The sequence below is a fragment of the Rathayibacter sp. AY1E6 genome (assembly GCF_002931115.1).
In the GTDB taxonomy this organism is placed as follows: Bacteria; Actinomycetota; Actinomycetes; order Actinomycetales; family Microbacteriaceae; genus Rathayibacter.
The window spans coordinates 20602-40381 of record NZ_PSVK01000020.1 but is presented as its reverse complement, the minus strand read 5'-3'; the positions used below and the strand labels follow the sequence as shown (position 1 = coordinate 40381).

Genomic DNA, 19780 nt, shown 5'->3' with positions numbered 1-19780 from the left:
CCGCACCGCTGATCGACGGTGGTCGGCCGTTGTCCACTTCTTCCACCTGGGCAACAGCCACCCCGTCGACTGCGCGTGCCAGCGGTGCGTGGCGACTCGCGAGCCGTCCATGGCCGATGAGGAGCTGGACGCGCGAACAGGGCTGGTGCGGCACTACCCGGTAGTGGAAATCGAGCAAGCCGCCGATGACGCGATCCTGCGGGCGGTGGCCTTGGAGACGTACTGGTTCGGCCGAGACGTCATCGCCGCCGGCTACGGGCTTCGCGCCGCGGAACGGTTCGAGGACGTCGCGGTGACCTCTCCTGACGGGGATCAGTTCGGCGTCGAAGGATGGCTCGCGGGGGATGCCTTCGAGCTCCAGTTCGCGACAGGGCTACGGGCGGTCGCGGACGAAAGCAAACTTCTGGCCCACAGATGCGTGGCGCTTCTTGAGCGCATCCCAGCAGGAACAGGGAACGCCGCGTGCGTCAGATAGCCCGCGGCGGCTCCGCGAGGTCGATCTGGCCCTTCTGATATGCCCGACTGACCTCGTGCAGGCGGTCGATCGCGTCCCAGTCGACCTTGTACGTCACGGTCTTGCGGTGTCGAACACCCGGCGCTGGCCTTCCAACGATCGCGCCAGCCTCCTCCAGGAGGTTGAGGTGACCGAAGAGGGTCACCTTGTTACGGGCCTCGGGAACCGCCTCAAGAATCTCCGACACCGTGGCCCCGTGAAGGCGCGCCGTCTCCTGCGACAGGAAGTGCAGCACGCGATTGCCGATTTCACTGGTCGTGGCACGCATGTGCATCACCTCCCTGGACGGCGGAGGGATCGGAGACGACATGAGTTCCATTGTGGCGCACTGGCCGTTTCCCCTTCACGCACGGGAGCCCGGTCGGCTTGAACCAAGCAAACTCATAAAGCTACCTAAGTTTACGTTACAGGAAACCAAAAAAACCTTATAGTGGTCGTAGCGCGCAACCGGGACGACCGGTTGCGGCACGAGCCGTAGGGGACACACATGAGGACGCCGAGTAAGGCAGCGCTGGTCGTCGCGTTCGCGCTCATCACCACCGGCTGCACCAGCTCGAGCACCGATGCCGCGTCACCCTCCACCGAGTCGGCAGCTCCCGAGACGCGCTCCGCTGAGGCACCGACCTCACCCGAGACGGCGCCGGCCGAGAGCACACCGCCGGCCGCCGCCGAACTCTCCGACGTGGAGCCGCAGCCGGAGCCGACTGTCGAGGGCGACACTGTGGCGATCGCGGTGGCAGCGACTACCGCCTTCTGCCGCCCCGCCCTGGACTACGACACCTGGATCGCTGAGCTGTACCCGTTCCTCAGCCAGCAGGCCGCGGTGGCCTACGAGACCGTCGACCCGGCCAACGTGCCCTGCACGACCCTCACCGGCGCAGCATCGGTCCGGGACGGGGACGGCGCCTTCACGATGCGCATCCTGGTTCCCACGGATGCGGGGGAGTACTCCGTGTACGTCCACCGCACCGTCGAGACCGGTCCATGGGCTGTCGAGCAGATCACCCCCCTGGCGTCGGAGTAGCCCGGTGGCGAAGGGGGGAATGGGGGTTCTCGCGGCGGTCCTGGCACCGCTTCTCGCGATCGCACTGCTGCTGTGGCTGCTGTTCTTCGGCGCCGCTGAGGACGCGGCCGCGGCGTGCCTGCCTGGCGGCGGGCCGGTGAACGTGTCCGCGATCCCCGCGGACGCGAAGGTCGGCGCCTACGGGCACGACCAGCTCGTGAACGCGGCACTCATCGTCAACGCGGGAGCCGCGAAGGGCCTCGGCGCCGATGGGCAGACCCTCGGCGTGCAGACGGCGATCGGGGAGTCCTCCTTGGTGAACATCAACTACGGGGACGGTGCTATCAACCCGGACGGGTCGGTCGCTGACTCGATCGGCCTGTTCCAGCAGCAGTCGAGCTGGGGCACCGTCGAGCAGCGCATGGACCCGACGACCTCGGCCGGCTTCTTCTACGACCGCCTCGTAGCCGTCGAGGGCTGGCAGTCGATGGAGCCCTCCATCGCGATCAACAAGGTCCAGCGCAACGCCGACCCGAACCACTACACGAAGTACCGCGCCGACGCCGTAGCGATCATGACCTACCTCAACAGCCTCGGCAGCAGCACGACCGCACCCACGACGTCGGCGGCGCCGGTGAGTGCCCCGTCGACGCCGATCGGCACTGCGCCCGCCTCCCCGGCGCCGGTCGGTGGATGCGTCGCCGTGTCCGGCGATGCGCAGGCTCTCGCAGCGAACCTCGTCGCGGCGATGGACGCAGGCAACCTGACCCTTCTCGAGGACCGGTACGCGCAGCAGATCCGCGACATGGCCGCGGGCACCCCGAAGGAGAACTGCGCGATCGACGTCCGCATTCTCCAGATCATCACGATCGCCCTGAACACGTTCGGGAAGATCGGCGTCTCCGACCTCAACCGCCAGTGCACGGGCTCGCTCCTGGGCGCCGGCACGGGTTCCTCGCACTGGATGAACGGCGGCGGCAACGCCGTGGACTTCTACAGCTTCGCCGGCACCGCCACGACCGGCTGCGACCCCAACGCCCTCCAGCTCCTTGACGTCCTGGACCCGCAGGTGCCGCAGGGCTCGCGTGCGGGCCAGATCCAGTGCCGGTCGAGCACCTATCAGCACATCACCCAGTTCGGTGACACCCCGAACCACCTGCACTTCGACGTCGCCTACGCCGACGGCCCCCTCACCACCGGATAACCGGACCCTTTCGACGTCGCGACCGCGGCGCCGATCACCCCGCACCACCCAACACAGAAAACGGAGCACACCATGTCTGCACTGCTCGCAGCAACGACCGACATCCTCACCACCGCGGGCGCGCTCGGCGCGGTCGTGCCGGACCCGGGCCCCGGCGGCATGCCCCCCGGATTCGAGGCCTTCACCACAGTCATGGGCTGGGCCAAGTGGGTCGGCCTCGGCGTCGCCGTCGTCGGCCTCATCATCCTCGGCGTCACCATGACCGTCTCCGCCCGCCGCGGCGAGGGCGGCGAAATCGGCGGCTGGCTCGGCCGGCTCCTCGTGGGTGTGATCGTCATCTCCGCCGCGTTCACGATCGTCGGGTTCCTGATGGGCGCGTAGCGTCCCCGGGAAACCGACACCACCAACAGAAAGGCAAGGGACGTCATGAACGACTCCGAACCGCGTAACCCGTTCACCAAGAAGGGCTTCATCGTCGGAGCCGTCATCGTCGGCGCACTCGCCCTCTCGGCCATCGTGCTCGGCGTGACGTCCCTCGGGACCGGGGGAGGCGGCACCACGACCGCCGCCCCCGGGACCCCCACCCCGACCTCCACCGTCTCGGCCGACGCCGAAAGCGTGTGCGGACTCTCCGGCTACGAGGAGAGCGGCACCCTCACCGCACCGCCGACGACGGAGTGGACCATCGTCGGCACCATGGCCGCTCCCAGCTCCGCTGAGGCCGGCCCCGGGGAGACCGACAGTGACGGGGTACGCACCTGCTACGCGCACACCGTCGAAGGCGCTCTCTTCGCTGTCTCGAACCTGTGGGCGATGGGCTCGGATGCTCGACTCGCGCCGCTCGCAGTGGAGCAGCTCACGGCACCGGGACCCGGCCGCGATGCCGCTATCGCCGCCGACACGCAGCAGAGCAACACCGGCACCAGCGTGCAGATCGCGGGATTCAAGGTGCTGTCCTACGACGGAGAGAACGCAACGATCGACACCGCATTCGAGCTGAACACGGGCTCGCTGATCAGCTTCCCGTCCGCGGTGAAGTGGATCGACGGCGACTGGAAGCTCGTCGTCACCGACGAAGGACAGCCGCCCTTCCGCCCCACCACGCTGCAGAACCTCGGCGGCTACATCGTCTGGGCGGGTGTCCAGTGATCGCAACCGCCACAACCGGCGGTGGAGAGGCATGCCTCCCCATCGACGTTCCCTGCTGGACCGGCGTCGCTGTCGGCAACGTCGTCTCGAAGGCGTCGAACGATGCCTTGCAGCAGTTCGTCAACAACATCTTGGAGGGCTACGGCAAGGCCATCGCCTCTCTCGGTACCGTCTGGATGAACGTCCCCTCCCCGGTCACGGTCGTGGACCAGGGCGGCGGCGTCAACGGTGGCGGCACTCCGCCGCTGCCGGAGGCGTTCGAGACGATTCTCGGCTACGTGACGTGGGTCTCTGCGGGCCTGGCAGTCATGTCCCTGATCGTTGCTGGCGTGATGATGGCGAGCCGTCGCCGGCACGGCGACGGTGAAGCTCACATGGGCCGCATCGGCGTCATCCTCTTGGCCGTACTGCTCCTCTCCTCCGCGTCGGCGCTCGTGACCGGGTTCCTGCCGCTGGCGATGCACCTGAACGAGTCCTCGAGCGTCGTCGGCTGGGTGCAGGGGCAGTTGCAGTGGTACACCGGCGGACTCGCGATCCTCGCGATCCTCGTCGCCGCCGCCCGGATGGTGTGGACGCAACGCGCGATGCCGCTGCGCGAGCTCGCCGGCTCCGTGCTGACTCTGATCGCCGTGGCCGGCGCAGGGCTGGTCGTCATCCGCCTGGCGACCCAGGCGGGCGATGCGTTCTCGATCTGGATCCTCAACAACTCGACCGACTGCGACGTGTCCCAGCAGGGCGAGAGCAACTGCTTCGGCACCAACGTCTTCGCGATGATCAGCCTCACTGCGACCTCCGGCATCGGCCTGATCGGTCTCTTCCTGCTGGGCATGCTCGCCGTGTTCATGACCTACGTGCAGATCGCGCTGATGGTGTTCCGCGGCGCGATGCTCGTCGTCCTCGCCGGCATCTTCCCGCTCGCCGCGTCGTTCACGAACACCGAGATGGGTCGGCAGTGGTTCAAGAAGGCGATGGCCTGGACTATCGCCTTCATCCTCTACAAGCCCGCCGCGGCGATCGTCTACGCGATCGCCTTCCGGATGACCGGCACCGACCTGTTCAAGTCGGACGGCACCGGGCTCTTCCAGATCGTCACCGGCCTGGCCCTGATGCTCATCGCTCTCGTGGCTCTGCCTGCGCTGATGCGCTTCCTCGTCCCGGCCGTCTCCTCGGTCGGCGGCGGAGGCGCGGCAGGTCTGCTCCTGGGCGCTGCGGCAGTCTCGGCCGCTGGTGACGTCGCGACGGGTGCGATCCGCGCGAGCAGCAACGGAGGCGGCGGCGGCGGGAACGGCGGCGGTGGAGGCGGCAACAGTTCGTCCACGGACGGACCGTCCGGCAGCACGTCGACGCCGGGCTCGCCGACGTCGTCGCCGGCCGCTGACCCGTCTGGGTCGGCGTCGACGGCCGGCAGCGGCGCAGGTGCTGGTGCCGGAAGCGCGGCGACCAGCGGCGCGGGAGCCGCTGCGTCGAGCGGCGCCGGGGCCGGGGCAGCCGCGAGCGGCGCCGCGGCCGCGGCCGGATCGATCGGCGCCGGTATCGCCGTCGCAACGAAGGCCGCGGAGGGCGCGAAGCACGCCGCGCAGGCCGTGAAGGCCGGCACCGACGAGGCGACCGGCAGCAACGAGAGCGGGAGCTAACCCATGACCAGCACAGCAACCGATCCGATCAAGGCCCGCACCTACGGCAACTGGCGAAAGCCTCAGACCGCCGGCCTCGGCGGGCTGGGACAGCTCGCCACCCTCGTGATGTTCGTGGGCATCGTCGCCTCGATCATCGCGTCCATGTTCTCCGGCCTAGGTCCCGCACTCATCGTCGCCGCCATCTTCGGCGGCATCCTCCTGACCGTCTCGGTCAAGGACAAGCACGGGCAGAGCGCCCTCGGAAGGATGGTGGTCCGCGTGAACTGGTGGCGTACCAAGAGCAAGGGAGCAAACATCTACCGCTCCGGCCCGATCGGCCGCGCGAAGTGGGGCACCTTCCAGCTCCCAGGCCTGGCCGCGCCCTCGCAGCTCACCGAGCACGAGGACTCCCACGGTCGCCGGTTCGCTCTGATCAGCACCCCGATGACGAAGCACTTCACCGTCGTGCTGGCGACGGAGCCGGACGGCGCCGCGCTGGTGGATCAGGAGCAGATCAACAACCAGGTCGCGGAATACGGCATCTGGCTCGCCAACCTCGGAGACGAGCCCGGCATCGAAGCCGCGTCGGTCACCGTCGAGACGGCGCCCGACACGGGCACGCGCTTGCGCGGTGAGGTCGAGGGGTCGATGGACCCGGACGCGCCGCTGTTCGCGCGAGCGATGCTCCAGGAGGTCGTTGAGACCTACCCGGTCGGGTCGGCCACGATCCACGCCTACATCGCGCTCACGTTCACGGCGACCGCGCGGATCAACGGGAAGCGCCGCAATGCCAAGGAGGTCGCCGCGGACCTCTCCGCCCGCATCCCCGGCCTGACGTCTTCTCTCGCGGCGACGGGGGCGGGCGCGGCGCGGCCCCTGAGCGCGCAGGAGTTGTGCGAAGTCATCCGCACCGCGTACGACCCCGCCGCGGCGCTCCTGATCGATCAGGCGCGCGCAGAGGGCGAGACGGCGGACCTGTCCTGGACCGACGTCGGCCCTGCGGGTGCCGAAGCGCACTGGGACTCCTACCGTCACGACGGAGCGGTGTCGACGTCGTGGACCATGACCGCGCCCCCGCGCGGCGTCGTCCAGTCGAACATCCTCGCTCGCCTGCTCGCGCCGCACCGTGACATCGCCCGTAAGCGCGTCACCCTGCTCTACCGGCCCATCGATCCCGCCCGCGCCGCAGCGCTCGTGGAGGCGGACCTGAACGCCGCCCAGTTCAACTCCTCCGCGTCCACCAAGCCCACGGCCCGCTCGACGCTCTCGACCCGCTCGGCGCAGGCCACGGCCGCGGAGGAAGCCTCCGGCGCCGGGCTGATGAACTTCGGCCTGATCGTCACCGCGACCACGCTGCAGCGTGGTCAGGAGCCCGAAGCGCGCGCCGCGATCGACTCCCTCACCTCGGCCGCCCGCCTGCGGATGCGGCCGGCGTTCGGCTCGCAGGACTCCGCCTTCGCCGCCGCGCTCCCGCTGGGGCTGGTCCTGCCTCGGCACCTGCGCATTCCCAACGAGATGCGGGAAATCCTGTGACGCACCCCGCCACCACCAGGACGGCACTGGACACACGTCCGGTGCCGTCCCGGGTTAACCCTCAGCCCTCACCCGTCTTTGTCGCCGTTCCGACCCTTCTTGGAGGCCCCCAGTGAGCAGCACCACCAAGTTCTTCTCCCGCCACCGCGACACCGAGCCCGTCGACGTCCCCGCCGACGTCGACGGGGACGAGCTGCCGACCGGTGCCGTCGACGTCGACCAGAGCGAAGAGGCCGGCGACGTCGACGCGCTCGACTCCGCCACGCCCACGGGCGCGGTCGGAGCCCCGACGACGGCGCAGGCCGCGGCGACGTCGACGGACGCTCGCGCCCGTTCACGCCGCGTGCGGAAGGCTGAGGAGGAGGCCGCCGCAGCTCGCGCCGCCAGCTCTCCTCTCGCCCGCGAGAAGCCCTCGAAGCGGTCGCGGAAGAAGCGGGCGATCCCGCACCAGGGCGGCAGACAGAACATTGAGAAGGAGTCGGCGCCGAAGCGCCCGATGCGGCCGACGTCGACGGGATGGCTCGGCCGCGGCGGCGGACAGGCCGTCTCGATTCAGCCCGCCGATGAGTTCCGCGCAACGACCGTTCAGGTGTGCGGGCTGTACCCGTTCTCGGTCGGAACGGGCACGCCCATGATCGGCGTGCCGCTGGGGAAGAACCTCACCACCGGGGCCTCCGTGTTGTGCGACCCGATCAGCTGGTTCCAGCGGGCGCAGCTCATCTCCAACCCGTCGATGTTCGTCCTCGGCAAGCCGGGTCTGGGAAAGTCCTCGCTGACCCGCCGCATGGCGACCGGGCTCGCCGGGTACGGCACGATTCCGCTGGTCCTCGGGGATTTGAAGCCTGACTACGTGGATCTGATCCGCGCGATGGAGGGACAGGTCATCACCCTCGGCCGTGACCGCGGCTACCTGAACATCCTCGACCCCGGCGAGGCGACCAGCGCGGCGAAGCGCCTGCGCGACGACGCCGACCAGGCGCTCGAGCAAGCCGCGGAGCTCGACGCGCGCGGCGGCGACTCCAAGGAGCTGCGCCTGCGTGCGGTGAAGGCGCAGCGCCTCGCTGCTCAGGTGCTCGCGGACGCTCACGGCCGCCGGCACACGATGATCGCAGCGCTCCTGACGATCCTCCGCTCTCAGCCGCCCACGGACCGGGAGGAGACGATCATCGACCGGGCGCTCAAGTACCTGGACGAGCACCACGAGGGCATCCCCGTCCTCGCGGACCTGCTCGCCGTGATCCAGGCCGCGCCGGACGAGATTCGACAGGTCGCGCTCGACCGCAACGACCTCAAGCGGTACAAGGAAATCACCGAGAACCTCGAAGCGTCGCTCATCGGCCTCACCTCCGGTGGCCGGCTGGGCGAGATCTTCTCCCGCCAGACCACCACCCCGATGCGGCGGGACCGGCCCGTGGTCTACGACGTGTCCTCGATCGATGACTCCGAAGGTGACCTCCAGGCGGCGATCCTCCTCGCGTGCTGGTCCGCCGGGTTCGGGACGGTCAACGTCGCCGCGGCGCTGGCCGATGCGGGGATCGAGCCCCGCCGGCACTACTTCGTGATCCTGGACGAGCTGTGGCGGGCGCTGCGCGCGGGAAAGGGCATGGTCGATCGCGTCGACGCGCTCACCCGCCTCAACCGTGCCCGCGGTGTCGGCCTCGCGATGATCAGCCACACCATGTCCGACCTCCTCGCGCTCTCCAGCGAAGAGGACCGGATGAAGGCCCGCGGATTCGTGGAGCGCTCCGGCATGGTCATCTGCGGCGGCCTTCCCGGTGCGGAGATGCCTCTGCTCACGTCGGCGGTGCCGCTGTCCGCGAAGGAGCAGGAGATGCTCACGAGCTGGCAGGACCCGCCCGCCTGGGATGGCGTCTCCGGGAAGGAAGCGGACCCGCCCGGCCGTGGCCTGTTCCTGATCAAGGTGGGCGGCCGTCCCGGCATCCCCGTCCGCGTCCACCTGACCGCGGCGGAGAAGGACGTCAACGACACCAACAAGCTCTGGCACACCACGAGCCGCGCAGGCCGCGCGAACGAGCCCCTGGCGACCGATCCGGTCATGGTGGAGATTCTGCCGTGAGCGTCCTCGTCGCCCTCGGTGCGAGCTGCGTCGCGCTCGGCGCGGCCGGCGCCGCGATCGTCAGCGTGATCGCCGCCCGCCGCCGGGGGGGCGGCGGAGCGCGATCGGTTTCTACTCACGGGCTGTTGGACCGGGGTCGCCCTCATGGCGGGCTTCGTCGCCTGGGACAGTGGGACCGGGTGATCGCATGAGCTGCGCGTCGACGGTCGTCTACGACGGCTACCTCTGGGGCTGCTCGATGACGACGACGCTCCCGCACACCGACCACATGACGGACCTGCCGGTCGAGTACGCCGACAACGGCCAGGCCCTCCTCACCTGGGGCACCAGCCGGCAGGCGACCAGCGACGACACGACGGCCCCCTACGACGGGCCGATCTACGAGCGGTGCGAGCCGCGCCGGTTCCTGCCGGTATCCGTTCCGCTGCTCGAGCGGGCGACGTCGTGATCGCCGCCCGCACCGGGGGCGCGCTGCTGCGGGGTCCGCTCGGCCAGATCGGCGCGGTCGCCGGGCTGCTGGCGGTCGCGGTCCTCGTGGCCACGGCCGCCACCCTCGCGTTCACCGCACAGGTGCAGCACGCGATCCCCGCTCAGACCACTCTCACCAGCCCCGCACCGACCGAAGGAGCCGCACCATGAGCCTCACGAACAACCGCCGGAAAGAGCCCGGGAAGGCCAGTAACGGCTTCGGAGTCGCGTTCGCGGCCGGCGGTGTCCTGATCATCGCTCTGACCATCTACATCGCGGTCCGCGTCGGGTCCCAGGTCGACGGCGTGAATCCCGACATGGACACCGACCCGTCGAACTTTTTCTCCGTCGTGGTCGACGTGTTCTGCGGCCGACTCGTCTGGCCAGGCACCGCGACGCTCATCGTCGCCGGGATCGGCGCCGTGGTCGTGTTCTTCGGCACCCTGTTCCTGATCGCGAAGAACGGCGGGAAGAAGAACCGGACCCCGATCGACTGGACCGCCCGCCACACCGCGACCTCCGCGGAGATGAGCCACATGCGCGGGAAGGAGGCGAAGGAGAAGTCGGCCCGACTGGGCGTGACCGACTCGTTCGGTGTCCCTCTGGGTGACCTGCTCAGCGACGGTCGACCTCTCTACGCCTCGTTCGAGGACATGGTGCTGCTGCTCGCCGGCCCCCGCGTGGGCAAGTCGACCTCGTTCGTCATCCCCGCGATCACGGGCGCTCCCGGGTCCGTGGTCACGACCTCGAACAAGCGCGACGTGCTCGACGCGACCCGCGACCTCCGCGCAGCACGGGGGCAGGTGTGGGTGTTCGACCCGCAGCGCGTCGCGGTTGAGCCGCCGTCGTGGTGGTGGAACCCGCTCTCCTACGTCACCGACGACACCAAGGCCGCGAAGCTCGCGCAGCACTTCGCGTCCGGATCCAGCGAGGTCGGCGCCCGCTCGGATGCGCACTTCGAGCCGTCCGGTCGCGAGCTGCTGGCAGGCTTCTTGCTCGCCGCGGCCCTCGATGGCCGACCGATCACGGACGTCTACGAGTGGACGACGAAACCCGGCGACGAGACGGCCGGAGACATCCTGGCCTCGAGCGATTTCCCGCTGATGGCCAAGAGCTTGCAGGGCGCGACGCGGTTGGAGCACCGGGAGCGCGGATCGGTGTACTCCACTGCCCGGCGCATGGCGTCCTGCTTGAAGGACTCCGGCACCCGCCAGTGGGTGAACCGCACCAGCGAGAACGACACCCGGCCGGAATTCGATCCGGCCGCCTTCGTCCGCTCCACCGGGACGCTCTACAGCCTGTCCAAGGAGGGCGCCGGCAGCGCAGGCCCCCTCGTCCTCGCCCTCACCGCCGCAACGGTCGAGGCCGCGGAGGAGCTGGCCGCGGTGTCGCCCGGCGGCCGGATGCAGACCCCGATGCTCGGCGTCCTCGACGAGGCGGCGAACGTCTGCCGCTGGCGCGACCTCCCCGACCTCTACAGCCACTACGGCTCGCGGGGGATCCCGATCATGTCGGTGTTCCAGTCCTGGTCACAGGGCGTAAGCGTGTTCGGGAAGGAGGGCATGGACAAGCTGTGGTCGGCCGCGAACGCGAAGATCTACGCCGGCGGAATCTCGGAGACGGGGTTCCTGCGGATGGTGTCGGAGCTGATCGGCACCTACGACCGCGAGACGACCTCCGCGAGCATGAACAAGGGCGTGCGCTCGACCACCAGCGCGTTGAAGCGCGAACTGATCCTCGACGTCGCGGAGCTCGCGAACCTCCCCACGCCCAAGAAGGGGCGCAAGATCGGGCGGGCGATCCTGATGTCCTCGGGCTCGCGTGCCGCGATCCTGCGCACGGTGCCGTGGTTCGACGGCCCCAAGCCGCTCGTGGCCGCGATCAACGCCTCCATCGCGAACCACCGACCTGGCGCAGCGCCGACACCGACGCCGCCGCCGGCCCCGGAGCAGGGACACGGCTTCACGCCGGTGACGGACTCATGAGCGATGACTTCTACGGGGGCGTGGACGACGAGGCCGCGCCTGCGTCAGCGGCCGACGAGGCGACGAGTGCCCCGGAGAGCGAAGAGCCCACGACGCATTTCGGGTCGGCGGATGAGTTCGTGCGCAAGCAGCTCATCGGCACCTACCGGCGCCGAGTGATGGCGCAGGGCTCCGGTGCAGGTCTGCGGTGGAAAGCAGCCTGGTGGGAGTCCAAGGAAGCACAACAGCGCATCGAGGCGCTGTGGCGGGCCTGGGAGGCCGCACGCGCCGACCCGAAAGCCGGGATGAGTGCGTGGTGGATCAACCACTGCGATCCGCACATGAGCGTCCTACTCTCTGCGGACGGGCCGTTCGCTGACTCGACGGACGAGAACCGGCTCGGTGAACCGCTGCCTTACACGGCACCGGTAGAAGGCACTTTCCCGTCCGATCTACAACCGCCGCTGTACACGCAGCGCCCATCCAGAGAAAACGCCTGAGAGGCGCTCTGAGGACGTAAGAAGGGGAGCACCGTCCGGTGCTCCCCTTCTTCGTTCTCGACGCTCCGGCTAGCGGCTCAGGTCCGCGCGATCGGCGCCCTGCCCCTGGCCACGACCGCGCCGCGTCTGAGGGACGGTGCTCATCGGAGCCTTCGACGTCACCGCGGCGCTGGGCGGGGTGGCGTGCGCGCTGTCGGCGCTCATCCGCGCCTCGATGACGTGCGGGGGGACTCCCTTGGCTTCCATCGCCTGAATGGTCGACTGTCGACGCTCGGCACTGTCGTAAGCGATCTCTCCGGCCTCACGCGACGCTGACGCGCGCGGATCCGTCGCGGGCGGCGCCGACTCCGTGGACGGGCCTCCGGTGCCCTGTGCGGCCTCCTGGCGCTCTGCGGGGGCGTCGTCGCGGAAGAGCTGTGCCTGAGCGCGCGCGTCGGAGGCCAGCTCGCGCAGCTCGTCAGGAGTCGCGTTGGCGGTGCCACCGGCGGCCGCGTCGCGGTCGTAGTCGCTCGCGCGCGCTTCGAGCTGCGCAGCCATCTCCGCGCGCCCGTTGTCGACGTCGGACGCACCGGGGGTTTCTCGAGCGGCCTCCTGGTTGCGGGCGTCGTTCGCGCGGTCGAGGCGGTCGGCTTCCGCGATCAGTAGTTGTGCCTCCGTAACCTCCGCTCCCGCTCGAGCACGCTCGGGAGCTACCGTGTCCTTCCACTCCTCGACCAGCGCGGCTCGTGCAGCAGCGACGGCCGCGGGGTCCGCAGTGCGGAACTCTCCGTCGTTCCAGTCGATCGACGTCTGCACGCGGTAGTCCTGGAACCCGGCCGGGTCGGTGTCGCGCTTCCACTCCTCGGCCGCGGAGAGTTCGAGGGTGCCGGCGTCGCCCGCGAGCGCCGCGCGGTAGTCGGTGATCAGAGCGCGCTCCGCGTTCACGTCCGGCTCTGCGCGGCCGCGTATGTCCATGGTGAGACGGTCGTCGTCGTGGCGGTGGTAGTGCTCCGGCGCGGAGTTGGTGGCCCATTCCCTCGCCCGGTCCAGCTCCGACTTCGCCTGACCGGCGGCGTCGCGCAGCACGGCGGTGTCGACGCCGTAGCGCTCGAACACTTCGCGCTGAACGACGGCCGACGCGCGCTCCGCGATCGGGTCGTGGTTCTTCCACGCCTGCGCCGTCTCCGCGACCTTCGAGATGTCTTGGATGCTCGCCTTCTCCCACCAGTCGGGCCGGTCCACGACCTGCAACGTTGCGCGTGCAGCGCCGCGCTCGGCGTCGAAACGGGCCGACAGCTCGCGCGCCTGCGCGGCGGAGCGTGCCTGCGCGTCGCGGGCCAGCTCCTCGCGCAGCCGGGCGAACTTCTCGCCCATCTGCATCGCGATCGTCAACGCGATCCGGACGTTCTGACCGACCTCCTGGCCTACCTCGTCGTCGTCACTCATGACTTCCTCCCCTTGCCTTGGTGAATCGTCTATCGGCCACGGTCGCCGCGGTCCTGGTCAGGTCCCTGCCGAGACTGTCGGGCGCGGTCCGCGAGCATCGCTTCCTCGCGCTCCCGGTCAGCCTTGGTGAGCTTCGTGGGCACGGGACTGCCCGACCCGAAGTTGGTCTGGGACAGCCGGCGAACGTCTTTGAGCTCCTCCGGGAGCGCCTGCCAGGCCCGCTCGTTCTCCGCGACCTTCTCGGCCTTCACGACGCCCTGGTAGCCATCGCGAACAGCGGACAACTGACCCCGCAACGTCTGTGACAGCTCGCGCATCCGTCGCGCATCACCGGCTGCCTTGTGAGCCGACGCGACCGCGTGCGTCAAGCGCGCGAACTGGTTCAGCAGCAGCAGCTCCGCGGCTGCATTCTTCTTGTTCCCCGCCGCGGCCATGATCAGTGCGGAGTACGCCGCCGTCGAGGGCATCATCGCGGGCCGCGGGCGCGTCTCGTGCGCCCGAAGGTGCGCCGAGCGGGCGAGCGATCGCGCAGCGTCAGCGAGCGGTCCCGGGGTGGGCTCCATTCGACGGGACCACGCCGCGTAGGCGCCGGCCGTCTCGCGAGCGACGTGCGCCCACGTGGCCTTGTCGGAGGGGTCCACGGACCTGATGTAGTCGTGCAGACGGTCCATGTCCGCGGCGTACGCCTCGAACAGCTCGGGGGCCGGCTCTGCCGTCTCCCGGCCAGGGTTGACCGGCGTGTACTTCCAGGGATTCTTTGCTGTCGCGCGCCATTCGGACGCCGCATCCGACGCCGACTCCGGCTGGTCCGGCCAGCCCTTCCGTAGCTCCGGCAACGTCAGGTCGCGCGCGAGCCGGCCGCCGCCGTGCCAGATCGCCTTCTCACCGTTCGTCGGCCGCAGCGCGACCGAATAGCCGGCGATCACATCATCACGGCCCGTCGCGAAACGAGGCCGCACCAGCACCCCGCCCTGACGCAGACGGCGAACGAACTCGCTCTCATCCTGCGACGCGGACGAGGCCGCGCGCACCGCGCGCTCGAGGCGCTGCATGTCCGGCTCGACGTGCCCGCGACGTGCAGCGGACTCACGCGCTCCCGGCCGCACACCGCGCTCCGGGAACTCGCGCTCCGGCGCCTGGTAGACCTGCAACCCGTACTCGCGCTCCAGCTCACGGCTGATCGTCTGCGACCGCTCGTAGTCCTTGTGCACCGACGCTTTCGTGCCGTCCTCGCGCACCAGCGACACGGCGATGTGCACGTGGTCGTTGCCGTGCTTCGACAGGCCATGACGCACCGCGACCCACCGGCAATCGGCCTTGCCGATGTCCTCGCCAGCGAAGCCCATCCGCTGCACGAAGTCGGTCGAGATTCGGCCCCACTGCTCGTCTGTGAGCTGGCCCTCCTCCGCCGCCAGCGACAGCGAGCAATGCCACACATCCGCCGCCACGCGATCCTTCACGATCGCACCGGCCGAGTCCCGAACCGCCTCGCCGTTCTCGTCGGTGCGCACCTTGTTGCGCGTCACCTCGACGCCGAACAGCTCCCGCGGTCGGTCCAGATCCGCAGCGATCGCCGCAGCCGCAGCGCCATCCAGAATCTCATGCCCGTACTCAGCCATGATCGCGGAATCCCCCGCGATCAGGTGCTGCTCCTCGTGCTCGTTCGTCTTACCGGGACCAACGAGGTAGCCCATCAGTCCACGCATGCGCGTGCCGCGCGTGATGTTCGTTCTCACCGTCCACCGAGCCGGTCTGCCGTCGCCTCGATCAGGCGTCGCACCCGCCGGTACTCCTCCGCAGCCTCAACAGCCTCGGCCGGGAACTGGCCCGTGCTGTTCGCGAACCGCGCGAGCTGGTTCATGTTGTCCGACGTCTTCTGCAACAGCTTCGACGCCCGGAACAGCTCAGCAACCACCAACCGCCACTCCGTGTCCGTGCGCACCTGGGCGTTCATCGCGGACTCGAACAGCAGCCGCGGCACCGTCACTTCCAGCACCTCGGCACGGGCGCGCAGGTGCGCGTCCTCCTCGGGCGTGACCGACACCTCGTACCGCTTCGACCGCGCAGCGACACCCGGCACGTTCGCGCGGCGGCGCCGGCCGAACAACCGACCCTCTCGTGACGACTCCGACACGACCCTCACCGTCCTTCCGGCCCAGCGCAGCGAACCCGCCCCCAGGCGGGGACCATACGACCAGTATGCGCCGACCCGGCCGCGCAGCGGAAGGGGCGCGAGCGGTTTACCACGGGTAAACCTATAGCTTGCTCCACAAACCATCTTCGCACCGAGCGCGACTTGGGTGTAACTCGGGTCCGAAGGACACCCGAGCGTCTCGGCTGGCGAAGCCGAACCCGAGACGCTTGAGTCCGCGCCTTCCGCATGACGGCGGCGGCGGCTAGCCTTTCCGCATGAGCGACCACACGAGGAACCCTGACGACGCCGCCGACGCCGCCCGCCGACTGCTCGAACAGAGCGTCGAGAAGCGCGTCGAGGCGGTCCGCACGATCGTCTCCGCAGCCAACGACACCGACACCGCACGCGCCGCCCTCAGCGACGCGCAGAACCGACACAGCAAGGCGTGGGCGGACGCCCTCGCCGCCGGATGGTCGGAGAAGGAACTCCGCGCAGCAGGAGTGCCGCGACCCGAGCAGACTCGCGCTCGCGTCACCCGCGCGCGACGCACAACGTCGGCGGAGGGAATTCCCGCCGATTCGACCGAGAGCGACAGCTCTGCGTCCATCGAGAACGCTGCATGACCGACGACGAGTCCTCCGCGCTCCACGGTCAGGTCCGCGCCTGGGCGGAAGGGTCCAACCCGCTCGCGGCCGCCGTCGAACTGCTGATCCGATCGGGCCTCGTGTACGCCGGAGCACCGTGGGTGAAGACCGACAACGCCTGGCACACGAGCGCAATCGACTTCGACCGCCTCGGCTACGAAATCGGAGCGCTCAGCGGAGGCGAACAGCGCGTCGCGCGGATCGCGTCGTCGCTCGGTCAGGGTGTCCCTGTCGACCTCCGCGAGGACGTCGCCGGGCTCGACCTCGAACACACGCGACTGGTCCTCGCGGCGATCGCGCACGCCGCCGGACTCGGAGAGCCCGGCACGACGATCCAGACCGTCGACGGAGTGCCGACAATCGTCCCCCATGACGCTCTGGCGTCGTGGCCGAACGAGTAGGTCGATCGCGCACGACGACCGCCCTCGTCGAGTAGCAAGCCCCCGCTCGAGCAGTCACGCTCGCGGGGGCTTCTGCCTTCCCGCGACGTGCGCGCAGGCTGCGGTCCGGCCGTCCATCCGACGCTTCACTCTTGCCTGCGCCGGCCGACCGTCAAGAGCGCTGCGCGTCCCTCCGGGATGCCCCTCCGGGGCACTCCTGACGGCCACCCGCCTCCGGCATCGCGCCGCTTATCGGATGGATGGCCTCAGAGAATGCTCCCCTCGGGAAGAGTTCCGATCAGCGGCCCCTGCCGGACGCTCACCGGAGCGCTACATCGCGTAGGTGATGACGACGGATGAGAGCTTCCGCGACGTTCACGTCCACCGACGACGTGTGCACGGCCCTCCTCGCCTTCGTCGGTTCGATCGCCGCCGGCGGACACTCCGAGTCGATCGCTATTCCCGCGCTGCGCGTGGATGGGCAGGTCATGGAAGTACGGATGACGGTGAACGCCAACAGCGCGTTCGTCGTCGTCCCAGTCGATGCCGACGCGCAAGACGAGCGCGCCCTTCTGGCAGCCTCAAAGTCGGTAGTCAGCGAGCTGCGCAAGCGAAGCGCGGCCAGCCGTCAGGATGCCGAGCGGCGCTGACAGGAGTTGCTCGACTCGCTCCGCTCACGCTCACCGTCTCGGCACTTCGTGTCTAAAGTGGCGGTGCGGTTGAGAAGTGGGGACCTCGACGCCGCGCGCGGCAGACCGACGAGGGGTCGTCGGTGTCGCTCTGCTCTCGGCCGCGTCACACAGCGCGGCCGAGAGCACCACTCGCCGGCTGCTGCTCAGGGCCGTCAACCCTCCTCCCGTGGGCACAGTCGGCACCTATGGTCGGGCATGTACGGAGTGCCGTTCGCTCCGGCCCCAGTGCTCCCGGCTCGGATGCGGCTCGGCCCCTGAGCCGGGAGTAGCGGCCCGGCCCCGCGTCGGGGGATGCCGGGTCGGGCCGCTTCCCAGGGGAAGAAGCCGCACCCGAGCGAAACGACACCAGGCGTAACGTGCGGTGGTTATGCTCCGCGCATGATCGACTTCAGCTCCGCCGAGATGGCGACAGTCGAGTACGTCGAGGACCAGTGGCGCCTCACGATTCTCGACGGGACCGGCACCACGTTGGCCGAGACCGGGCTTCCGCTTTTCGGCCCCGAGAACTTCTTCGTTCGCGCCAGCTCTGACCGGCCGGCGGGCCTGGATTACGTGGGGCCGTTCTTGAACAAGCGCGGCCTGTACTACACCCAGTGGACCGGTCGCGGCCGAGACGGATGGAGCACACAGCTCCACTACTGACGAGCACACGTTGCGCGGGCAGACGTCCAGGATGATGAGCACATGTCGCGCAACACTGAGCCGTTGGCCGGTCAAATGGTCTGGCTCGTCCGCTGGATCCAATCGCGTGACGGCTGGTCGCACGAGACCATCAGCGGCGCTTTTCAGGAGCGCACCGACACGTGCTGGCGCGTCTGGGTGAACGAGGAGCTGCGCGAACTTCCCTCACAGGACTGGTCCCCCTACAAGCCGTGACGCCGACGGTGGTCCACGCTCAGCTGTGGTCAGTGACGGATCGCGGAAGCGCGCCAGCCTTCGTCCTTGACCCAGCGGAACCCAATCCAGCAAGTCTGCGGCTCCGGCGCGTCTGCGGCCGCGTCCAGGGCGACCCGAAACGTGGCAGGTGTCGCGCCGTCGATGATCGTGAACTCCGAATCGCGGTCCGCGAGCGCCCCGCACGCATCGCGCAAGCCTGCACTGTCTGACTCGGTGTTCGCGGGAAGAAGCTTCGCGATCGCCGGATCATCGTTCAACACGGGCACGAGCTCGTACACCAGCTCCTGGCCACTCCCCGACGGCGGCACCGCTCCCGACGTCGAGTCATCGAGCGACCCGACCGCAAACATGAAGACAGCGACGACGCCGGCCAGCACCGACGTCAGCAGAACGAGTAGGACCACGGTGACGCCACGATGGTGCCGCGGCGGTGAAGGAAGATCCTCCGCCTCGTCGTACGCCCCCACCGCTTCCCCTCCGCCGACAGGTCCTCCCGACCCCGGCTCACCAGAGATACCAGACCTGAACGACCAACCATCACGCACTATCCCCATCGCCCTCCCCCGTTTGGCTGATGCTCGGCAGATCACTCAGGAACCGATGTGTATGATTCCGCATGGATTGAGCGGGGACCTGGACCGCCGATCTTTGGCTTGTGACGCGAGAGCGCCAAGCCCGCCGGCGGGGGTGCGCCGACCCGAACGGCGCGCCCTCAGCCGCGCCACGATGCCAAGCTCGGTTCATCAGCTCGATGGCGTGGCGTCCGATCGGCGTCAGGTCGACCACGACTCGTCTTGGCGTGGCCGTGCCGGCCTGCCAGGGTCATGGCCATGGAGATCACAGATGATGTCGAGCGGGCCGAATGGCTTGGGCTGCGCATGCAGCGAGAGCGAAGCTGGGCACGAGTCGGCTCGGTCGCCGGATACGGGTTCGAGGCGTACGCCCGTGTCCTTCACCCTCGACCTGACGGCGATGACATTTGGGAACGCCAGCGGTGGGCGGACGTTGCTGCTACTGCCGGCAAGGTCATGCACCCGCTCGTCCAGTGGGAACGGCTCCTAGGCAGGGACGAGCCGCGCGGCGGCACAAGTGACGTCGGACGACTCGATCCGCAAGTACTCGCCGCCCTCGCACCCATCCTCAGTTCGGCGACCACTACGCCCGGCGATGCGCTCGCGGCGTACTGGGTCGGTGGGACCGGCCAGAACCTCCTCGGCAGGCCGGTCAGCATTGACCGATACGACTACATACTGGCCGCCACGAGCATGGCGGAGCTTGCCGAACCCGGATGGGGTCCCGAGATTGGCCTCCGCGGCGAGGAAGCGCCGCAACTACTCTGGCCTGAAGATCACGCCTGGGTGCTCGCCACCGAGATCGACTGGGACTCCACCATCGTCGCCGGCTCGCACACGCTCGTAAGCGCGATCCTCACTGACGGCCGATTCGAGGCCTTCCCCGTCGATGAGGACTCCGACCTGTCGTGGAACGGTGACACGATCAACCGTCCCAAAGTCCAGGAACCGTCCTAGGAGAGCGCGAAGGACAGCGATCGCGACGTCAGTGAGTGATTGAGGCCGCCT

General features: G+C 69.1%; 23 protein-coding genes. 18 read left to right on the top strand and 5 right to left on the bottom strand.

Annotation, left to right across the window (positions count from 1 at the left end; genetic code table 11):
- Window positions 1-109: 109 nt before the first annotated feature.
- Window positions 110-475 carry a hypothetical protein gene (locus C5C46_RS13820; protein ID WP_104227112.1) on the top strand — a complete coding sequence of 122 codons (366 nt, stop codon included), beginning with the start codon at window positions 110-112 and terminating at the stop codon, window positions 473-475.
- Here C5C46_RS13820 and C5C46_RS13815 read toward each other — a convergent pair.
- Window positions 468-782 (bottom strand): hypothetical protein, encoded by a 315-nt coding sequence (locus C5C46_RS13815; RefSeq protein ID WP_146078849.1) that lies wholly within the window; start codon window positions 780-782, stop codon window positions 468-470. The two genes, C5C46_RS13820 and C5C46_RS13815, sit on opposite strands and share 8 nt — an antisense overlap.
- Before the next feature lie 219 nt (window positions 783-1001).
- Between C5C46_RS13815 and C5C46_RS13810 the strand changes: the two genes are divergently transcribed.
- The 11 genes from C5C46_RS13810 to C5C46_RS13755 all read left to right on the top strand — a co-directional run bounded on the left by C5C46_RS13810 (window position 1002) and on the right by C5C46_RS13755 (window position 12028).
- Window positions 1002-1538 carry a hypothetical protein gene (locus C5C46_RS13810; protein ID WP_104227110.1) on the top strand — a complete coding sequence of 179 codons (537 nt, stop codon included), beginning with the start codon at window positions 1002-1004 and terminating at the stop codon, window positions 1536-1538.
- 19 nt (window positions 1539-1557) lie between these two features.
- Window positions 1558-2721 carry a hypothetical protein gene (locus C5C46_RS13805; protein ID WP_104227109.1) on the top strand — a complete coding sequence of 388 codons (1164 nt, stop codon included), beginning with the start codon at window positions 1558-1560 and terminating at the stop codon, window positions 2719-2721.
- Window positions 2722-2793: 72 nt separating this feature from the next.
- Window positions 2794-3102, top strand: a complete 309-nt coding sequence (locus tag C5C46_RS13800; RefSeq protein ID WP_104224227.1) for a hypothetical protein — start codon at window positions 2794-2796, stop codon at window positions 3100-3102.
- Between the two features lie 45 nt (window positions 3103-3147).
- The gene (locus C5C46_RS13795; protein ID WP_104227108.1) at window positions 3148-3870 is read left to right on the top strand and encodes a hypothetical protein; all 723 of its coding nucleotides are present in this window, start codon (window positions 3148-3150) and stop codon (window positions 3868-3870) included.
- Between the two features lie 107 nt (window positions 3871-3977).
- Window positions 3978-5504, top strand: a complete 1527-nt coding sequence (locus C5C46_RS13790; RefSeq protein ID WP_104227107.1) for a hypothetical protein — start codon at window positions 3978-3980, stop codon at window positions 5502-5504.
- Window positions 5505-5507: 3 nt separating this feature from the next.
- Window positions 5508-7019, top strand: coding sequence for an SCO6880 family protein (locus C5C46_RS13785; RefSeq protein WP_181072914.1), 1512 nt, complete (start codon window positions 5508-5510; stop codon window positions 7017-7019).
- 496 nt (window positions 7020-7515) lie between these two features.
- On the top strand, window positions 7516-9096 hold the full coding sequence (locus C5C46_RS13775) for an ATP/GTP-binding protein (RefSeq protein ID WP_243616529.1): 1581 nt from the start codon (window positions 7516-7518) through the stop codon (window positions 9094-9096).
- A 187-nt stretch (window positions 9097-9283) separates the two neighbouring features.
- Window positions 9284-9544 (top strand): hypothetical protein, encoded by a 261-nt coding sequence (locus C5C46_RS13770; protein ID WP_104227105.1) that lies wholly within the window; start codon window positions 9284-9286, stop codon window positions 9542-9544.
- Window positions 9541-9735 carry a hypothetical protein gene (locus C5C46_RS13765; RefSeq protein WP_104227104.1) on the top strand — a complete coding sequence of 65 codons (195 nt, stop codon included), beginning with the start codon at window positions 9541-9543 and terminating at the stop codon, window positions 9733-9735. Before C5C46_RS13770 ends, C5C46_RS13765 begins: the two co-directional genes overlap by 4 nt.
- A complete protein-coding gene (locus C5C46_RS13760; protein WP_104227103.1) occupies window positions 9732-11549 on the top strand; it encodes a type IV secretory system conjugative DNA transfer family protein in 1818 nt (605 codons plus the stop codon). Before C5C46_RS13765 ends, C5C46_RS13760 begins: the two co-directional genes overlap by 4 nt.
- A complete protein-coding gene (locus C5C46_RS13755) occupies window positions 11546-12028 on the top strand; it encodes a DUF4913 domain-containing protein (RefSeq protein ID WP_104227102.1) in 483 nt (160 codons plus the stop codon). Before C5C46_RS13760 ends, C5C46_RS13755 begins: the two co-directional genes overlap by 4 nt.
- 69 nt (window positions 12029-12097) lie before the next feature.
- Here C5C46_RS13755 and C5C46_RS13750 read toward each other — a convergent pair whose 3' ends face one another.
- Genes C5C46_RS13750 through C5C46_RS13740 form a run of 3 tightly spaced genes read right to left on the bottom strand, consistent with a single transcriptional unit; the run spans window position 12098 to window position 15497 of the window.
- On the bottom strand, window positions 12098-13453 hold the full coding sequence (locus C5C46_RS13750; RefSeq protein WP_104227101.1) for a hypothetical protein: 1356 nt from the start codon (window positions 13451-13453) through the stop codon (window positions 12098-12100).
- Window positions 13454-13482: 29 nt separating this feature from the next.
- Window positions 13483-15189 (bottom strand): relaxase/mobilization nuclease domain-containing protein, encoded by a 1707-nt coding sequence (locus tag C5C46_RS13745; RefSeq protein ID WP_146079000.1) that lies wholly within the window; start codon window positions 15187-15189, stop codon window positions 13483-13485.
- Window positions 15186-15497, bottom strand: coding sequence for a plasmid mobilization relaxosome protein MobC (locus tag C5C46_RS13740; RefSeq protein ID WP_236553717.1), 312 nt, complete (start codon window positions 15495-15497; stop codon window positions 15186-15188). The genes C5C46_RS13745 and C5C46_RS13740 overlap by 4 nt, the downstream gene beginning before the upstream one ends.
- A gap of 365 nt (window positions 15498-15862) precedes the next feature.
- Here C5C46_RS13740 and C5C46_RS13735 point away from each other — a divergent pair, with 365 nt between their 5' ends.
- The 5 genes from C5C46_RS13735 (at window position 15863) to C5C46_RS13715 (ending at window position 18179) form a co-directional block, all read left to right on the top strand.
- Window positions 15863-16210 (top strand): hypothetical protein, encoded by a 348-nt coding sequence (locus C5C46_RS13735; RefSeq protein WP_104227099.1) that lies wholly within the window; start codon window positions 15863-15865, stop codon window positions 16208-16210.
- Window positions 16207-16632 (top strand): hypothetical protein, encoded by a 426-nt coding sequence (locus tag C5C46_RS13730; RefSeq protein WP_104227098.1) that lies wholly within the window; start codon window positions 16207-16209, stop codon window positions 16630-16632. The genes C5C46_RS13735 and C5C46_RS13730 overlap by 4 nt, the downstream gene beginning before the upstream one ends.
- Before the next feature lie 335 nt (window positions 16633-16967).
- Window positions 16968-17261: a hypothetical protein gene (locus tag C5C46_RS13725; protein WP_104227097.1), complete on the top strand. Its 294-nt coding sequence runs from the start codon at window positions 16968-16970 to the stop codon at window positions 17259-17261.
- 420 nt (window positions 17262-17681) lie between these two features.
- On the top strand, window positions 17682-17945 hold the full coding sequence (locus C5C46_RS13720; RefSeq protein ID WP_104227096.1) for a hypothetical protein: 264 nt from the start codon (window positions 17682-17684) through the stop codon (window positions 17943-17945).
- Between the two features lie 42 nt (window positions 17946-17987).
- Complete coding sequence (locus C5C46_RS13715) at window positions 17988-18179, top strand: hypothetical protein (RefSeq protein WP_104227095.1); 192 nt, start codon at window positions 17988-17990, stop codon at window positions 18177-18179.
- A 29-nt stretch (window positions 18180-18208) separates the two neighbouring features.
- Here the strand turns inward: C5C46_RS13715 and C5C46_RS13710 are convergent, their stop codons facing one another.
- On the bottom strand, window positions 18209-18667 hold the full coding sequence (locus C5C46_RS13710) for a hypothetical protein (RefSeq protein ID WP_104227094.1): 459 nt from the start codon (window positions 18665-18667) through the stop codon (window positions 18209-18211).
- Between the two features lie 363 nt (window positions 18668-19030).
- Here C5C46_RS13710 and C5C46_RS13705 point away from each other — a divergent pair, with 363 nt between their 5' ends.
- Window positions 19031-19729, top strand: a complete 699-nt coding sequence (locus tag C5C46_RS13705; protein WP_146078502.1) for a hypothetical protein — start codon at window positions 19031-19033, stop codon at window positions 19727-19729.
- The last annotated feature ends 51 nt before the right edge of the window (window positions 19730-19780 follow it).

Bases quoted from the DNA above. Each gene is read 5' to 3' on its own strand.
- C5C46_RS13820 (WP_104227112.1), top strand. From the start codon at position 110: ATGGCCGATGAGGAGCTGGACGCGCGAACAGGGCTGGTGCGGCACTAC.
- C5C46_RS13815 (WP_146078849.1), bottom strand. From the start codon at position 782: ATGCGTGCCACGACCAGTGAAATCGGCAATCGCGTGCTGCACTTCCTG.
- C5C46_RS13810 (WP_104227110.1), top strand. From the start codon at position 1,002: ATGAGGACGCCGAGTAAGGCAGCGCTGGTCGTCGCGTTCGCGCTCATC.
- C5C46_RS13805 (WP_104227109.1), top strand. From the start codon at position 1,558: ATGGGGGTTCTCGCGGCGGTCCTGGCACCGCTTCTCGCGATCGCACTG.
- C5C46_RS13800 (WP_104224227.1), top strand. From the start codon at position 2,794: ATGTCTGCACTGCTCGCAGCAACGACCGACATCCTCACCACCGCGGGC.
- C5C46_RS13795 (WP_104227108.1), top strand. From the start codon at position 3,148: ATGAACGACTCCGAACCGCGTAACCCGTTCACCAAGAAGGGCTTCATC.
- C5C46_RS13785 (WP_181072914.1), top strand. From the start codon at position 5,508: ATGACCAGCACAGCAACCGATCCGATCAAGGCCCGCACCTACGGCAAC.
- C5C46_RS13775 (WP_243616529.1), top strand. From the start codon at position 7,516: ATGCGGCCGACGTCGACGGGATGGCTCGGCCGCGGCGGCGGACAGGCC.
- C5C46_RS13770 (WP_104227105.1), top strand. From the start codon at position 9,284: ATGAGCTGCGCGTCGACGGTCGTCTACGACGGCTACCTCTGGGGCTGC.
- C5C46_RS13760 (WP_104227103.1), top strand. From the start codon at position 9,732: ATGAGCCTCACGAACAACCGCCGGAAAGAGCCCGGGAAGGCCAGTAAC.
- C5C46_RS13755 (WP_104227102.1), top strand. From the start codon at position 11,546: ATGAGCGATGACTTCTACGGGGGCGTGGACGACGAGGCCGCGCCTGCG.
- C5C46_RS13750 (WP_104227101.1), bottom strand. From the start codon at position 13,453: ATGAGTGACGACGACGAGGTAGGCCAGGAGGTCGGTCAGAACGTCCGG.
- C5C46_RS13735 (WP_104227099.1), top strand. From the start codon at position 15,863: ATGAGCGACCACACGAGGAACCCTGACGACGCCGCCGACGCCGCCCGC.
- C5C46_RS13730 (WP_104227098.1), top strand. From the start codon at position 16,207: ATGACCGACGACGAGTCCTCCGCGCTCCACGGTCAGGTCCGCGCCTGG.
- C5C46_RS13725 (WP_104227097.1), top strand. From the start codon at position 16,968: ATGAGAGCTTCCGCGACGTTCACGTCCACCGACGACGTGTGCACGGCC.
- C5C46_RS13720 (WP_104227096.1), top strand. From the start codon at position 17,682: ATGATCGACTTCAGCTCCGCCGAGATGGCGACAGTCGAGTACGTCGAG.
- C5C46_RS13715 (WP_104227095.1), top strand. From the start codon at position 17,988: ATGTCGCGCAACACTGAGCCGTTGGCCGGTCAAATGGTCTGGCTCGTC.
- C5C46_RS13705 (WP_146078502.1), top strand. From the start codon at position 19,031: ATGGAGATCACAGATGATGTCGAGCGGGCCGAATGGCTTGGGCTGCGC.